Consider the following 16657-nt stretch of genomic DNA (forward strand, 5'->3'; position numbering starts at 1 on the left):
CGATTACTCCATCATTTTCTCGATTGGCAATACTAGAATAGAGCTTGCGCCTAATTCTTTTAGTTGTTCCATTGTTTCCCAGAATAGGTTTTCAGAACTCACTAAATGGATAGCAACACGAGATTTGTCTTCAGCAAGAGGAAGTACCGTTGGATCTTCAGCGCCAGGTAGTAGGAGTTTAATTTGCTCTAGACGATCAGTTGGCGCATGTAGCATGATGTATTTTGATTCTTTTGCTTGGATCACACCTTGCATACGGGTCAGTAAGCGTTCAATTAATGCTTGTTTTTCTGCATCGAGTGTCTGCGTTGATTGGATCAGTACCGCTTTTGAACGCAGGATCACTTCTGCTTCTTTAAGACCATTCGCTTCAAGTGTCGCACCAGTCGAAACTAAATCACAGATGGCGTCAGCAAGCCCAGCTCGTGGAGCAACTTCAACAGAGCCGTTTAGCATACAAGTGCTAAATTTAACGCCCAGTTCATCCATATAGCGTTTAACTAATTGCGGATAAGTCGTTGCAATACGTTTGCCGTTTAAATCTTGAGGACCGTTGTACTTAGCATCTTTATCAATTGCGATAGAAAGGCGGCAACCACCAAAATCTAGGCGGCGTAGTTTTATATAATCTGATGGTTCACCGCGAGCAGCACGTTCAAGGCCAACTTCTTCAAGTTCATTTTCACCAATCACACCTAAATCAACTACACCATCCATGATAAGACCAGGAATGTCGTCATCACGAACAAGTAGCAAGTCTATAGGCATGTTTTCAGCGTGAACAACAAGACGTTCGCCTACCATGTTAAATTTCACACCACAGCGTTTAAGCAGTGTTTGACACTCTTTACTTAGACGGCCTTTTTTCTGAATCGCAATGCGTAATCGTTGTGTTTGCATAGTCATTTCCCTGTCCTAATTCACTTAATTCAAAATCTGGTATTAAAAAACCCTCGGAAGCTTGTATCTTCCGAGGGTCTGAATTTGATTATTCCTTGTGACCACTGGAAGAGTATGTTGTCTTCCAGGGTGAGGCGTATCCTCCCGAAAGACTAGTCAGGATGGTGATGAATATGATTGTTAGTCATTTGGATACGCATAATAAATCTCGTTAATAAATAATAGTGTTACTTTCTTGTTACCCACACTAACTAAGAGTGTTAGATAATGCAACATTATTTTTAACCTTTTATCTTATTTATTTTTCTTTTCGAAAATAGTTTCGGCGTTGTCGCAATTGTAAGAATAAGTTTCCTAACTTATTGAGTTTTAGGTGGTTAAATTAATTATGTCGAAAGAAGTAAGAGCAAGGTAAGTTATTGGTTCAGTACATAGTTTTGTGTGAATAGCATACTTAAATAAGAAAACCGACGCTAAGATCGGTTTCAGTGAGAGGAATGTTAACGCTGTATTAACCACAACATTTTTTATATTTCTTACCGCTTCCGCATAAGCAAGGGTCGTTACGACCGACAGTTTTCTCACTTTTAACGGGAGCTGGTGGAGCTGTTTGCTCTACTGGTGGTGGTTCTGGGTATTCACCATCAATGTAAAACCAACATAACTTGTTATCTTTTTCTTGCTGTAAAAAACGTGAACGTTCTTGCAGGATATATTCATTGCCTGCTTCTTTGTACATGGCTTTAAATTCAACAAAACCTTCGCCACTTTCAGCGATTTCACTGTTTAGAACATCTAACCCTAACCATGTTAAGTGTACTGATTCTGCAATGGCATTGCGGTGCTGTTCTGCTTCACAACTAGAGTGATAAGTTTGAACGACAAAATCAACTAACCCAAGCACATGAGCACTGTAACGTGCACGCATCAGTTGTTCTGGGTGTTTTGCTTTTGAATGATCAAGATGGATAGGTTTACAGCACTCAATAAGGGGCTTATTACTTCCACAAGGACACATTGATGTGTGTTTAGACATGTTTATTTAGCCGAGGATTGCTCATATTCAGTAGACCATTTTACTGATTCTAAATAGTAGTCTGCAATGCTTGATTCATTGATTTTCAATGCCGCGCTGTATTTTTTAACTAGTGGCCAATTTGCCTGATCGTAAGCATCTGTTAAGTTTAGTATTGCGCCTAAAGGACCGGCACGTTTAGTTAACGCTAACTTAACTTGCTCGCTTAAAGGGAGGAGTTCTATCAACTCTTCTAATGGTTGATCAAGCAAAGAGTCTAATAAGGAAAATAACCCAGTAAGAAAGGCTTGGTTACCATTATCTTTGGGTACTCGGGTCCGATATAACTGCTCACAAAAATGTGCACGTTGGAGTGATAAGTTATAAAGAGATTGAGGTTTATTTTCAACCGCATGCGAGGTTGCGACAAATGTGACAAAACGTCGTAGTTGATCTTCACCAAGAAAAATTAACGCTTGTTTAAAAGAGGTCACTGGCTTTGAGCGCGTTGATGTTAGCGCATTGACGTGACGAAGTAATTTGTACGATAAGGTTAAATCAGTAGCAATAATTTCTTCAATTTTGTCAAAATCAACATCAGTAACACAAATTTCTTTAAACAAACGTAATGTTGTTAAAGATGAGGGTTTTAATGACTTTCGTTGGATCATTTCTGGCTTGCTGAAAAAGAAGCCTTGGAAAAGATCAAAGCCCGCATCATAAGCTTGTTGGTATTCTTCTTGGGTTTCTACTTTTTCGGCTAAGAAACGTAGTTTTGTTTTTTCTTTATAGAATTGAATAAATCGTGCGGCTTTTTCAATACTGATAAGACGAATATCGAATTTAATAATATGGATATAGGGAAAAAAGCGAGTCCATTGTTTATTAGGGATAAAATCATCAAGTGCGAGTGTGTAGCCTTTTTGATGAAGTTTCTTTATAGCTTCAAAAAGCTCGTCAGTTGGTTCACAGTTTTCAAGAATTTCGATGATGAAACTTTGTTTTGGGAAAAGAAGAGGTGTACCTGATATTATTGAACTATAAGGGAAATTAACAAATGCGCGTTTGCCTGATGTTAATTGCGCTTCTCCAGCAGAACTGAAAAAGTTATCGTTAAGCAGACGGTTTGTAGCTTGCTCATCACCAATATTTGGAAAGCAGTTATCTGGGCCATCCCTAAATAAAAGTTCGTAGCCAATAGTTTGCTTATTTCTGTTTAAAATGGGTTGTCGAGCAATATATGAGAACATTGAAATCTACAGAAAAGTCCAAAAAAATAAAATCGTTTTAGTATTGTTGTTATTAGTTAGATCATATCAAATTTATATATTTCACAAAGTGATGTTTTTAACACTATTCAAATAAAATATTGAAGCGACAAGTACATCACGTTTACAGATGGTTAAAATAATCACACCTTATAAATATATTAGCACATAAAACCATTATAAATAATGAAAATGGTGTAAGATCTGTTTTGAGTTCATAATATTAGTGTTTAAACATTCACTATTGTCGTGAATTGTTTGATCTACCTTTTAAATTTTCTATCAAATCGTATTTGTACTAGTTATGTCTATATTTGCCTTGATACAAGCGGGATTGCTTGTTGGTGGTAGTGTTTTTATTGTGATGCTTATTAGAGCTTGGCGAAGAAACCGAAAGCAGGAAGCAAATACACGTATTATTCCCATCGCCTTGATTGGTGGTTTTGCAAACTTCTGTGACACTCTTGGTGTTGGAAGTTTCGCTATTATGACAGCAGGTTATAAACAATTTAAGCTTATTGATGATCAAGTTCTTCCCGGAACATTGAATTGCCAAGCGGTGTTAGCCACGGTCGTACAAGCACTTATTTTTCTTACTGCGGTGAATGTGGATGCAGTTACCTTATTAAGTCTTGTTGTTTCAGCGTGTTTAGGGGCAACCGTCGGTGCGCGTTTAGTTTCTAATTGGGATCGCCAACTTATACGTATTGTGATGAGTGGTGCTTTGTTGGTGGTGGCGGGCTTAATGCTTGCGGGTCAGTTAAAGCTATTCCCTCTTGGCGGAACCAGTTTAGGCTTAACAGGATGGAAGTTGGCAGTCGGTATTGCTGGTAACTTCTTATTTGGCGCATTAATGACGGTAGGTATTGGTTTATACGCACCATGTATGACGATGATCTACATGCTAGGTATGAATCCGCTTGCTGCGTTCCCTGTGATGATGTGCTCATGTGGATTTTTAGGCTTCTTTTCTGCAGGTGGTTTCTTACGTCGAGACAAAATTAATAGTCGAGCGTCAGTGGCGGTTGCAATAACAGGGCCTATCGGTGTGGTGATTGCAGCCTATTTAGTGAAATCGCTAGATATGAAGGTATTGGCTTGGCTTGTTTGTGGGGTTGTCTTCTATACCTCTTTGACGATGTATCGTTCTTGGGCAGCTGATCGAAAACAGCTCAAGCAAGTCAATGTTGAAGAAAAGATCGCATAAAAAGAAAGGTACGCAGTGCGTACCTTTTTTATTGCTGCTGATTAGTATCAAAATTACGGGTTTCTAGCTGATAACCATCAGGTGTAACGACTAATATCGAGCCATGTTCATACCAATCACCGAGGACAATGCGTGAGGCTGGCTTATTATCAACAGTGAGTGAATGAATATTTGGTCGATGGGTGTGACCATGGATCATTTGATCAACATGGAAAGCTTGCATCAATCGCACCACTTCACTTTGTGTGACGTCCATGATGGATTGGCTCTTCATCTGATTATTTTTACTACTATTACTTCTAAACTTCTCACCAATTTTAATACGACGAGAAAGAGGAATGCGGAAGAATAACCATTGAATAAACTTGTTATGCACTTTTTTACGGTAACGTTGATACGCTTCGTCTTCTATGCATAAAGTGTCACCATGGAGGATTAAGGTTGGTTTTCCGTACAGCTCAACAATGCAATGTTCAGGAAGTAACTGAACCCCCGTTTGTTGGCTAAAACGTTTACCAATTAAAAAGTCGCGATTACCATGGATAAAATAGCAAGGAATCCCCGAGTCAGTGAGGGCTTTAAAGGCCTGTTTGATTTGTTGTAAAAAAGGCGAGTCTTCATCATCACCAATCCACATTTCAAACAAATCCCCGAGCACGTATAAGGCGTCAATATCTTTTGTGTCTTCTGCCATAAATCGCAAAAAACATGCTGTCATATCGGGACGCTCAGCACTTAAGTGCAGATCTGAAATAAATAGTGTTGTCATAATAGAAAAAGGGCGGCTAATGCCACCCTTAATATCAATGAAGACTTATTCTTCGATAGTTACGCTTTCGATAACAACATCTTCAACGGGTACATCAGAGTGGTAACCGTGACGGCCTGTTTTCACAGCCTTAATCTTGTTAACTACATCCATACCTTCAACCACTGCAGCAAATACACAGTAGCCCCAACCGCTCATGTTTTCACCAGTAAAATCAAGGAAGTTGTTGTCTTTTACGTTAATGAAGAACTGAGAGCTAGCAGAGTGAGGAGCGTTAGTACGCGCCATTGCAAGTGTGCCTGTCTTGTTGCTTAGGCCATTGTTTGCTTCGTTTTGAATTGGAGCGCGAGTTTCTTTCTCTTCCATACCAGGAAGCATGCCGCCACCTTGAACCATGAAACCATCAATAACACGGTGGAAAATAGTACCGTTGTAGAAACCATCACGGCAGTATTGAAGGAAGTTTGCACACGTTTGAGGTGCTTTGTCTTCGAATAGGTTAATTTTGATGTCACCAAAATTTGTGTGAAGGGTAATCATGATCTTTTCCTTTAATGGAGTATTTTTCTTTAAGTCTTGAATATTAACTTACCATAGCCTGCTCAGACAAACATTACCCGATTAATCGGTGGCTAATGGTTAAAATAGCATTCATTAAAGGATTTTCCTTGCCAACAAAAGGCATAAAAGGTGTAATTACCCTTCGAATTTGTAATCCTACTACTATGAGTAATGAAGAGACATGTTAAAGATCTATAACTCGCTCACACGACAGAAAGAGGCATTCACCCCAATCCAGCCTGGTAAAGTAGGCATGTACGTCTGTGGAGTAACGATCTACGATTTGTGTCACATCGGACACGGTCGTACGTTTGTATCTTTTGACGTGGTTTCTCGTTACCTGCGCTATTCTGGTTATGATTTAACATTTGTTCGTAATATCACTGATATCGACGATAAAATCATTAAGCGTGCCGCTGAAAATGGCGAAAGTTGTGATTCATTAACTGAGCGTTTGATCGGTGAAATGCATGCGGATTTTGATGCGTTAGGTATGAAACGTCCAGACGTTGAACCACGTGCGACACAGTTTATCGCAGAAATTATCGCGCTTTGTGAGCGATTAATTGAACGTGGTTTTGCTTATGTTGCTTCTAATGGCGATGTCATGTTTGAAGTGAGCAAGTATGAAGATTACGGTCGTTTATCTAAGCAAGATCTTGACCAACTTCAAGCAGGTGCGCGTGTTGATATCGATATGGCAAAACGTAGCCCGCTAGATTTCGTTTTATGGAAAATGTCTAAACCAGGTGAACCTACGTGGGAATCGCCATGGGGCCCAGGTCGTCCAGGTTGGCACATTGAATGTTCAGCAATGAACTCTGCAATCTTAGGCGATCACTTTGATATTCACGGTGGTGGTTCAGATCTTCAGTTCCCACACCATGAAAACGAAATCGCACAATCTTGCTGTGCGCACGACACCCAGTATGTAAACACTTGGATGCACAGTGGCATGGTAATGGTTGACCGCGAGAAGATGTCTAAGTCATTAGGTAACTTCTTCACGATTCGTGATGTATTAAACCACTACGATCCTGAAACGGTACGTTACTTCCTAATGTCTGGTCACTACCGTAGCCAGCTAAACTACAGCGAAGAGAACTTGAAACAAGCGCGTTCTGCACTTGAGCGTCTATACACATCGCTTCGTGGTTTAGACACATCTGTTGAAGCGGCTGGCGGTGAAGAGTTCGTTACTCGTTTTAAAGAAGCGATGGACGATGACTTTAATACACCTGAAGCTTATTCAGTATTGTTTGATATGGCGCGTGAAATTAACCGTTTGAAAACAGATGATGTTGCTACAGCTTCTGCATTAGGTGCACGTATGCGTGAGCTTGCTGATGTACTTGGTCTTCTATCTCAAGAGCCTGAAGCTTTCCTACAAGGTGGTGCTGGTGAAGATGATAATGTGGCTGAAATTGAAGCATTTATTCAACAACGTCTCGATGCACGTGCAGCAAAAGATTGGGCTGCAGCAGATGACGCTCGTGATAAGTTATTAGCGATGGGCATTATCTTAGAAGATGGTGCACAAGGCACAACATGGCGTCGTAAGTAATTACATCCCCATAAGAAAAAACCGAGCTAAGTGCTCGGTTTTTTTATATCAGTAATAAAAAGATGAATTAAGCATCGGTACTTTTGAGTGCGATCGCTGGTGGCCTAATGCCGTTACGTGCAAATTCTTCCATTACACGTAGTGTAATATCAGTTTCAAATAACTTTTCATATTTGGTATCAACCACATAAGCTTTACAAGTCAACATGATAGCTAGGTAGTTATCGGTGATCGTTTGCTTTACTAAAACCGTTACAGGTTTTGGTAGGTGAATATAACGGCTTGATGACGCAGCTTCTTGGATTAAATCTCGGGCTAAGCGGATATCTTGATCCATACTAATATAGAAGGGGATCACCACTTGCATATCCAGCGCACCATAGTTACCACTGACGGTGACTTCACTTAAGAATTTGTTGTTTGGTATGGTGATAATATCGTCATTTAAGGTGCGCATACGTACAGAGCGCAAACCGATAGTAATAATGTCACCATAATTGCCTTCAAATGTTACACGATCGCCAACTTGGAAAGGTCTATCAATCATCACGGTTAAGCCTGCAATGAACGAGGCTGCCAAGTCTTTAAGGGCAAAACCAACAGATACTGCAATAGTACCGCCAATCAAAGCTAAGATACGATCATCAACACGGAAACTCATCATAAAGACGGCAATACCCGTCGACATATAAATGAAGAATTGGAAGAAAGATTGCAGCTTTTGCAGCAACATTCGACGTTGAGCAAATTGGCTACTGATACCATCAACAATCGATTGAATGAATCGCAGTAATATCCAAGCGGCACAAACCGTTAATGCAGAAAAGAGCACGCCACTCCAACGAATAAGGTTAGCAAATTGCTGGAAGTCCTCAATGTTTGGCATGTCATCAGCAAAAACGGCTGGTGAAAAACTAAGAAGTATTAGGCTAAAGAGACAGAATAAACGCTTCATTTATTTCACCAATAAGTGCTGACGGTGGAGAACATTAGTTATATGGCGGAACCAGTGATCGGAGATTTTCGCTTTATCATCTGACCATTCAATAAAACCACGACTTTGGAAGTAACGTAACGTACCAATAACTTCATCAAGGCTGAGCTGAGTACATTCAGAGAGCTCTTGCGGAGATGCGACCTCTAACTGCACAATAGAGCGTAGCACTGCTAACATCGGCTTTGGCATTTGTTCTAAATCTTCAGATTGTGGTGCTTTAAATAAACGTACCAGTACTTTATCTGTGTCTTTATCTCGCTGCAGAGAGAAACGGAAGAAACGTACAGCAACCGTAGGGTTACCATCAGAGTAATCCCACAAAATACGATAAAAGCCTCGTTGAGCTCTTTCTTCTTCTGTTATGTCATCTTCATCCCACTGGCGAGGCAGCACTAGGCCTTCAAAGCTGATGGCAAATTCTCCTTCGGAAGAGGTACGAGTTTTTAATAAGTCGCCAATCTGTTGTTCGCTCCAACGTGGCATAAAGGTGACTAAATCAAACAGTAAACGCTCACCACGAGCACGATCAACAAAACGCCAACATGATTTTTCAACCGCAATAATCGCACGATGACTTTTCCGTGTTTTACGCAATAAATTAGTGATACTCATTAGATCTTTTAGTCCACCGACTTTAGGTGTCACCAATCGTTGAGCGTTATCGATGGCAATTAAATAGGTTGTTTCACTATTGCGTAAGTATTCAAGAATATCATCTTCAGAGCTGTCACTAGCAAGCCCAAGAGCGGTAGAGAACTGTTGTAGCAATTCTGCGTAGCCATCATAAGGACAGTTAATGTATATCGGTGTTGCATTTTTAACTTTGTGTAACAAGCGTCGAAGAAGTGTCGTTGTCCCAATGCCACGCTCACCAGAAACAACACAAACTGCGGGTTTATCAGTTAATAAGTAGCCTGAAAGCTGTTTAATTTCTTCTAACGCATAGTCTTCAATGATTGGGCTATCCTCACTACCTGGCTTTACATATTCATAAGTAGCGGCACCTTTGATACGAACCATATTGAGTTGTTCGCGAGAGGTTTCTGTTTGTTTAGCAACTTCAATACGGAATAGATAGGCGAGTGCATGACGAAAGAAAATGTACTTTGATAAGTTAGCAACCAGTGTATGTTGAAAGCGACGTAAGGTAAGCCATGCTGCACCTAGTGCTGTTGCTGGAATTGAAAGTAATAATTTATCTTTATGATTGAGCGCCCATTTTATAGAAAGGGGCAGATGTGTCGCGCCTTCTAAACGCTTAAAGACGATATGTCGCCAACGACGAAGCGTAATTAAGGTTAATAAGATAAAACCAAAGAAGATAATTGACCAAATCCACGCATAGATGGTGCCTTGCCCCAGTGTGCGCGCTGAAATTTGTAGAATTACGCCTGCGGCAATAAATCCCCATACGTATTGGCGAATAGTTGAAAGACGTAATGCGACAACTTCAGCATCGCTATTATTGATGCTATTACGACGCGCAAACTCAAGTATAAATCGCACTGCAATTGAGCCACCAAGGATCCACCATGTGAAGATTTCCAAGTAGATCAAGTGGTGCAAGCTTGGTAATTGAGAAACAATACGGAGTGAAAGCGTGATTGCAATTAACCAACCAATTGGACGGTGCGCTCGACTAATATACCAAATCGCACGAAACAAAAGATTGGGATGCGGGTTATGTTCGAGTTGTGTTTCTCTAAAATGTTCGATCAAACGTGCGCTATTACGCTGCCACCAAGAAAGTAAAAATAAAATAGCGAAAACTTTTAAGGCAACCACAAGAATGGGGACTGGCGAAATCAGCATATCTTTTAGCAAATCATGGAAACTTCGTAATTGATATAAGACCATGTACTGTAAGTTAAGTGCTGTGATTGATAGCTCTAACTTAAATTGTTGAACGCCAAAAGGTCCAAATCCTGTCACCTTATCTTGGATAGCTGATGAACTTAAATTGAGAAGGCGCTCTTTATCTTGGCTAATACTCAGTAGTGAATTGTAAACCGACGACAGTTTTTCCCACGCTTGTTCTTTATCATCACTTTTATGGTATTTATTCAGTGTGGTTGCCAGTAACTTTTGATGCTTCTTTTGTTGTGAGAGGGTCTTAGACAGTAAGGAATTAACTTCTTTAACATCGTTATGAGTGAACAAATGCTGATCAGGTAGCTGATTAATGGCAGTATTTATGCTCGTTGCTGCTTGGGTTAATTCAGGCTGCTCTGATTCAAAAAGGGTTAGCGTAGCAGATGCTGAAGTACTGAATATCAGAATGAAACTACAGAGTAATGAGTATATCGTTAATCGCATTAATTTTTCATATTTCCTGAATGATGAAGACAAAGGTAGACCAAATAAGACGAGAATAATTGTTATCTTGTAAAAGTAAGAATTAGATCACGTCTTAAAGATCAAGTGGTTAATCATTAAAATTAATGGTTTTCTTTAATGATAATTAGATATTTTCAGGGAGTTGTGTTCCACACTTTTTGCAGTAATCAGCATCCACTTCATGACCACTGGTTGCACAATTAGGGCATCGTCTTAGGTTTCGGTGTGTTTTCATTTCTTGATTGAGTTCTGCGGTCAAAATACCAGTCGGAACGGCAAGAATTGAGTAACCGAGTAACATGGTCAATGAAGCTAACGCCTTACCCATTACGGTTTGCGGCACAATATCGCCATAACCAACAGTTGTAATAGTCACGACTGCCCAGTAAATACTTTTAGGGATACTGGTAAAGCCATTTTCAGGGCCTTCAATCAAGAACATTAATGAGCCAAATACGGTAACTAGAATTAATACAGAACTAAAGAAAACAAAAATTTTACGTTGGGCATGGCGAAGTGATCGTAAAAGAATATTGGAGTCTTGTAAGAATCTAGCCAGTTTTAGAACACGGAAAATACGTAAAACACGGATTAAACGTACGATCAGTAAATAGTTTGAACCTGGCACAAAGAAAGAAATGTAAGCAGGCACAATGGCAATTAAATCAATGATGCCATAAAAACTTCGCGCGTAAGCGAGAGGGCGCGGCGAACAATACAAGCGCAGAATATACTCTATGGTAAATAAGATCGTGAATAGCCACTCAGCACCTAACAGCGCTGTAGAGAATTTTGATTCAATACTGGCAACAGATGAAATGATTAGGATCAGTTCAGAGCTAACAATAGCGATTATTAAGCCAATATCGAATAGCTGTCCAGCGCGTGTAGAGGTACCAAAAATAATTTGGTAAAGACGTTGTCTTAGAGTCAGTTTAATCATAATTAAGTGTTAGTTAGCCGTAAGCTTACGCAGAAGTAGGTTATTATTTTGTATGGCATATCAATCAGCAGACTAGTATACCAAAAATAGTATTAGGTAAGTGCGTAAATGATGAGCGTAGATAATTGATAATAAAAAGTCCCGAAAAAATCGAGACTTTATATTTAATTATTATCTTTTATTAGCGAGGTGTTTATGTTGTGACGCTTAAACTAGGCCTGGTAGCATTACTTTTAATCCATTAATAATAAATTCGATACCAAGTGCGGCAAGGATCAAACCCATGATACGAGTAATAACGTTAATTCCTGTTTGACCTAGGAAGCGTACAATTAATGGTGCAGAGCGAAACAGTAACCAACAGCCAAAAGCAAATACAACGATGGTAATGGCAATGCCAATCGTTGATGTCATTGTTGGATACTTGGAACCATAAACAATGGTTGAACTGATAGCACCTGGTCCTGCCATTAAAGGCATTGCAAGTGGCACCACACCGACTTGTTCACGTATGGCTGACTCTGATTTCTCTTCTTTATTTTGTTTCACCTCGCCAATCTTACCGCTCATCATTGAAAAAGCGATACTCAGCAACAGTAAGCCGCCGGCGACTCGGAATGAATCAATAGAGATACTAAAGAGATCCAGTAAGTGTTGGCCAGCAACAAGAGCCACTACCAGTATGATAACAACAGCTGTATTGGTTGTTAACGCAGTTTTATTACGCTCTTCAGGTGTCATTGAACCAGTTAATGACACGAAAACAGGCATAATACCAACAGGGTTTACCGTTGCAAAAAGCCCGACAAAAAAGTGTAAAAATATTCCTATTTCAATGGCTTGCATGATTTTCTCAGTTAGATTTCACTAGGTGTAAGTCATGAGAATAGTATTAATCAATACAGTTGATCTCAGAGTAAAAAAGCCTCGTATATAAGGCGTAGTTATTAACTTAACAATTAGGTTATGCACGCTAATTTTTTGACAGGTAAAACCAATGTTAATTAATCACTCGATGATATTTTAATCTTAAATTATTAGCCTAACCACAAAAAAAAGCCTGCTTTTAAAATTCTAGTGAAAGATTTCTCCATTATTTTTAAATAAACTTTTATTGTTGAAAACATGAACTACTATGGTGAAACGAAATGCTTATTAATAGTAATGACTCAACATTGACCAATTGGTATATGAAAAGGTGATAATTGTCACAAGTAGACAAATGTAGGGCTAGTAAATGTATTTTTATTACGTAATATTTCTCCTTGTGAAATAAGTGGTTATTGTCGCTAAGATGTGAAATATTAGTAAAAAGATTGATTCTATAGAGTATGTGTTTGTTTTTTACTCATTTTTATGGTTTTTAGGTATAAATTAATCATCAGAGCTAACACTGATCTAAATCAAATCTTTTTAGAATGTGAATAAATATAATCAATTTTGAAAGTAATTTACTAAGTGTGTGATTTTCTTAGTTCGAGAATTAAGAATGAAGCCGTATCCTTACTAAAAAGTTTTCAATCTTAAGGTAGGAGTCTACTATGCCTGTTACAAATATCACTGAACTAGATGCAATGGTTGCTCGCGTTAAAGCGGCACAAAAAGAATTTGCAACTTTCTCTCAAGAGCAAGTGGATAAAATTTTCCGCGCTGCTTCTCTTGCTGCAAACAACGCACGTATTCCTCTCGCTCAGCAAGCTGTTGCTGAATCTGGCATGGGTATCATCGAAGACAAGGTTATTAAAAACCACTTCGCTTCTGAATTTATCTACAACAAATACAAAGACGAAAAGACATGCGGTATCTTGGAAGAGAACGATGAGTTCGGCACCATGACTATTGCTGAGCCTGTAGGTATTATTTGTGGTATTGTTCCAACGACTAACCCGACATCTACAGCTATCTTCAAATCGTTAATCTCTCTTAAAACACGTAACGCAATTATTTTCTCGCCACACCCGCGTGCTAAAAACTCAACTAACGCTGCTGCTAAATTAGTATTAGATGCCGCTGTTGCCGCAGGTGCACCTAAAGATATTATTGGCTGGATTGATCAACCATCAGTTGAACTATCTAACGCACTAATGAAGCACGATGATATCAACCTTATCCTTGCGACTGGTGGTCCAGGCATGGTTAAAGCAGCTTACTCTTCAGGTAAACCTGCTATCGGTGTTGGTGCGGGTAACGTGCCTGTTGTTATCGATGAAACAGCTGATATTAAGCGTGCTGTTGCATCAGTACTTATGTCAAAAACGTTTGATAACGGTGTTGTTTGTGCCTCAGAGCAAGCTGTAATCGTTATGGACGAAGTCTATGATGAAGTGAAAGAGCGTTTTGCTTCTCACAATGGCTACGTTTTATCAAAAGATGAGGCAGAGAAAGTACGTAAAGTTCTGCTTATCAACGGTAACCTTAATGCAGATATCGTAGGTCAGCCAGCAACGAAGATCGCAGAAATGGCGGGTGTTACTGTTCCTGCTAATACTAAGATCCTTATTGGTGAAGGTGAGCAAGTTTCTTTCGACGATGAGTTCGCACACGAGAAACTATCTCCTACATTAGGTATGTTCCGCGCGTCTTCATTTGAAAATGCAGTAGATCAAGCAGTAACAATGGTAGAGATTGGTGGTATCGGTCATACATCTGGCTTATACACGAATCAAGACACTAACGCTGACCGTATTAAGTACTTCGGCGACAAAATGAAAACAGCACGTATTCTTGTGAATATCCCAACAACTCATGGTGGTATCGGTGATCTTTACAACTTTAACGTTGCGCCTTCGTTAACTCTAGGTTGTGGTTCATGGGGTGGTAACTCTATCTCTGAGAACGTAGGTCCTAAGCACCTTATCAACAAGAAGACAGTAGCGAAGCGAGCTGAAAATATGTTGTGGCATAAACTACCTAAATCAATTTACTTCCGTCGTGGTAGCCTTCCAATTGCACTTAGCGATTTAGAAGGTAAGAAGCGTGCGTTCTTAGTAACAGACCGTTTCCTATTTAATAACGGTTACGCAGATGAAATCGTATCTTTGCTTAAAGCACAAGGTATCGAAGTTCAAACATTCTTTGATGTAGAAGCGGATCCAACACTGTCTGTTGTTGAGAAAGGCGCTGAAGCAATGAAGAGCTTCCAACCTGATGTGATTATTGCACTCGGTGGTGGTTCGCCAATGGATGCTGCGAAGATCATGTGGGTAATGTATGAGCACCCAGAAACGCACTTCGAAGAACTAGCAATGCGCTTCATGGACATCCGTAAACGTATTTACAAGTTCCCTAAAATGGGTAAGAAAGCTGAACTAGTATGTATCACTACTACATCTGGTACAGGTTCTGAAGTAACACCATTTGCGGTTGTAACTGACGATAAAACAGGTGCTAAGTACCCACTAGCTGACTACGAACTAACGCCTAACATGGCAATCGTTGATGCTAACCTTGTAATGAACATGCCTAAGTCTCTAACAGCGTTTGGTGGTTACGATGCCGTCACTCACGCACTAGAAGCTTACGTATCAGTTCTTGCTAACGAATACTCTGATGGTCAAGCACTTCAAGCACTAAGAATGCTAAAAGAGTACTTACCATCAAGCTATGCAAATGGTGCTAATGACCCAATCGCACGTGAGAAAGTACACAATGCGGCAACTATCGCGGGTATCGCATTTGCGAACGCATTCCTAGGTGTATGTCACTCAATGGCGCACAAACTAGGTGCCGAGTTCCACGTACCACACGGTCTTGCTAATGCATTGTTGATTTCTAACGTTGTTCGTTACAACGCGAATGATAATCCAACAAAGCAAACAGCATTCTCACAGTACGCAAGCCCACAAGCGCGTCGTCGTTATGCTGAAGTTGCTGATCACTTAGGTCTATCACATGCGGGTGACCGTACTGCACAGAAAATTGAGCGTCTACTAACTTGGTTAGACGAATTGAAAGTGAATCTTCAGATTCCAATGTCAATCCAAGAAGCAGGCGTTTCAGAAGCTGATTTCCTTGCGAAAGTTGATGAGTTAGCGGTAGAAGCGTTTGATGACCAGTGTACTGGTGCAAACCCTCGTTATCCTCTAATCTCTGAGCTTAAAGATGTACTAATGGCATCTTACTACGGTAAGCCTTTCATTGAAGGTGAAGCGTTTGAAGGCACAACAGTGATTAAAAAATCAGAGCCAGTGAAAACCACTAAAGGTAAAAAAGCAAAAGCTTAATACCTAGCGTTGATTGAAAAAAAGCCCGCTAACTTAGCGGGCTTTTTTATATCTTATAGATGGTTATATCAAACACTCTGCTTCAAGTATCCTGCCATTGAAGGAATCATTAGTAATAATGTATTCCGTGCAACTGACTATTTCTACTTGTAATCGTGTATGGAGCATTGTCTGATTATCTGAAGTAATTGGAATAATGGCACCCACTCGGATATTCAAAGAAGATAATTCTTTAGACCAGCCAAAAGTTAAGCCTTGTATTACTGATTTACTAGTATCGGAAAGGTGAGCGTGATGGTGAGATGGTTGTAAGGCTAAATTAATAATAACAGCAGGTTGTTTGTTGTCTTGCATCATTGTTGCTGCTATTTGTCCAACGCTAAAAAAAGTGGTTGCGTTGTTACACATTACATCATTGAATTTATTAATTGCATTGGGCTCAAGAATACTTGGTGTATTCGTACATTTTGGCCATGTATTGAGTAAGACATTAAATGTACCTAGTTGGCGCTGAATATTGGTAAAGACTTGTTTAATTGAATGCGGTTGGGTGTTTTTTAAATGAAAGATGTTGATATGACGAGAGAATTGAGAACAAGCATTCTGTGTTGCCTCTAAATTTTGGATGTCATTATCAACGAGCGCAAGTTTTGCCCCTAATGATGCAAAATGAAGAGCTATGGCTTTACCGATGAGAGTACCTGCAGCAGTGATGACTATTACAGATTGATCAATAAGCATAGTAGTATCATCCCAAAATTATCATGTTAATATGGCATTAACTGATCAGACCAAAAGTAGTTAAGAACCATATTAGTTAGCGCTTTCACAATAGAATAATTGGATGTGACAATGTTTGATTGCGCTCACAAA

Annotated in this window: 13 protein-coding genes and 1 other annotated feature; of the genes, 3 read left to right on the forward strand and 10 right to left on the reverse strand. The window is 39.7% G+C overall.

Annotation, left to right across the window (positions count from 1 at the left end; genetic code table 11):
• Positions 1 to 3: 3 nt before the first annotated feature.
• The 3 genes from hisG to C9J38_RS01775 all read right to left on the reverse strand — a co-directional run bounded on the left by hisG (position 4) and on the right by C9J38_RS01775 (position 3165).
• Positions 4 to 900, reverse strand: a complete 897-nt coding sequence (gene hisG, locus C9J38_RS01765) for an ATP phosphoribosyltransferase (RefSeq protein ID WP_107205604.1) — start codon at positions 898 to 900, stop codon at positions 4 to 6.
• A gap of 41 nt (positions 901 to 941) precedes the next feature.
• Positions 942 to 1077 (reverse strand) — a sequence feature (His leader region).
• 334 nt (positions 1078 to 1411) lie between these two features.
• Complete coding sequence (locus C9J38_RS01770; RefSeq protein ID WP_107205605.1) at positions 1412 to 1936, reverse strand: YchJ family metal-binding protein; 525 nt, start codon at positions 1934 to 1936, stop codon at positions 1412 to 1414.
• A 2-nt stretch (positions 1937 to 1938) separates the two neighbouring features.
• Positions 1939 to 3165 carry an EAL and HDOD domain-containing protein gene (locus C9J38_RS01775; protein ID WP_107205606.1) on the reverse strand — a complete coding sequence of 409 codons (1227 nt, stop codon included), beginning with the start codon at positions 3163 to 3165 and terminating at the stop codon, positions 1939 to 1941.
• Positions 3166 to 3487: 322 nt separating this feature from the next.
• On the opposite strand from C9J38_RS01775, the gene C9J38_RS01780 reads away from it, so the two are divergent.
• Positions 3488 to 4390 carry a sulfite exporter TauE/SafE family protein gene (locus tag C9J38_RS01780; protein WP_107205607.1) on the forward strand — a complete coding sequence of 301 codons (903 nt, stop codon included), beginning with the start codon at positions 3488 to 3490 and terminating at the stop codon, positions 4388 to 4390.
• Positions 4391 to 4418: 28 nt separating this feature from the next.
• On the opposite strand, the gene lpxH is transcribed toward C9J38_RS01780, so the two are convergent.
• Both lpxH and C9J38_RS01790 read right to left on the reverse strand, forming a co-directional pair.
• A complete protein-coding gene (lpxH, locus tag C9J38_RS01785) occupies positions 4419 to 5159 on the reverse strand; it encodes a UDP-2,3-diacylglucosamine diphosphatase (protein ID WP_107205608.1) in 741 nt (246 codons plus the stop codon).
• 45 nt (positions 5160 to 5204) lie between these two features.
• Positions 5205 to 5699 (reverse strand): peptidylprolyl isomerase, encoded by a 495-nt coding sequence (locus tag C9J38_RS01790; RefSeq protein WP_005370640.1) that lies wholly within the window; start codon positions 5697 to 5699, stop codon positions 5205 to 5207.
• 202 nt (positions 5700 to 5901) lie between these two features.
• Between C9J38_RS01790 and cysS the strand changes: the two genes are divergently transcribed.
• Positions 5902 to 7284, forward strand: a complete 1383-nt coding sequence (cysS, locus tag C9J38_RS01795) for a cysteine--tRNA ligase (RefSeq protein ID WP_107205609.1) — start codon at positions 5902 to 5904, stop codon at positions 7282 to 7284.
• A 67-nt stretch (positions 7285 to 7351) separates the two neighbouring features.
• Here the strand turns inward: cysS and C9J38_RS01800 are convergent, their stop codons facing one another.
• From C9J38_RS01800 to C9J38_RS01815, 4 genes are all read right to left on the reverse strand, one after another.
• Entirely contained in the window at positions 7352 to 8239 is an 888-nt protein-coding gene (locus tag C9J38_RS01800; RefSeq protein ID WP_107205610.1) for a mechanosensitive ion channel family protein, read from the reverse strand.
• Positions 8240 to 10597: an AAA family ATPase gene (locus tag C9J38_RS01805; protein ID WP_107205611.1), complete on the reverse strand. Its 2358-nt coding sequence runs from the start codon at positions 10595 to 10597 to the stop codon at positions 8240 to 8242.
• 145 nt (positions 10598 to 10742) lie between these two features.
• Positions 10743 to 11561: an ion transporter gene (locus C9J38_RS01810; protein WP_005370644.1), complete on the reverse strand. Its 819-nt coding sequence runs from the start codon at positions 11559 to 11561 to the stop codon at positions 10743 to 10745.
• A gap of 207 nt (positions 11562 to 11768) precedes the next feature.
• Positions 11769 to 12407 carry a YchE family NAAT transporter gene (locus C9J38_RS01815; protein WP_045127240.1) on the reverse strand — a complete coding sequence of 213 codons (639 nt, stop codon included), beginning with the start codon at positions 12405 to 12407 and terminating at the stop codon, positions 11769 to 11771.
• 695 nt (positions 12408 to 13102) lie between these two features.
• Here C9J38_RS01815 and adhE point away from each other — a divergent pair.
• Positions 13103 to 15784 carry a bifunctional acetaldehyde-CoA/alcohol dehydrogenase gene (gene adhE, locus C9J38_RS01820; RefSeq protein ID WP_107205612.1) on the forward strand — a complete coding sequence of 894 codons (2682 nt, stop codon included), beginning with the start codon at positions 13103 to 13105 and terminating at the stop codon, positions 15782 to 15784.
• A 63-nt stretch (positions 15785 to 15847) separates the two neighbouring features.
• Here adhE and C9J38_RS01825 read toward each other — a convergent pair whose 3' ends face one another.
• Positions 15848 to 16525, reverse strand: a complete 678-nt coding sequence (locus C9J38_RS01825; protein ID WP_107205613.1) for an SDR family NAD(P)-dependent oxidoreductase — start codon at positions 16523 to 16525, stop codon at positions 15848 to 15850.
• Between the last annotated feature and the right edge of the window lie 132 nt (positions 16526 to 16657).

The sequence above is a fragment of the Photobacterium sp. GB-210 genome (assembly GCF_003026075.1).
Taxonomy (GTDB): Bacteria; Pseudomonadota; Gammaproteobacteria; order Enterobacterales; family Vibrionaceae; genus Photobacterium.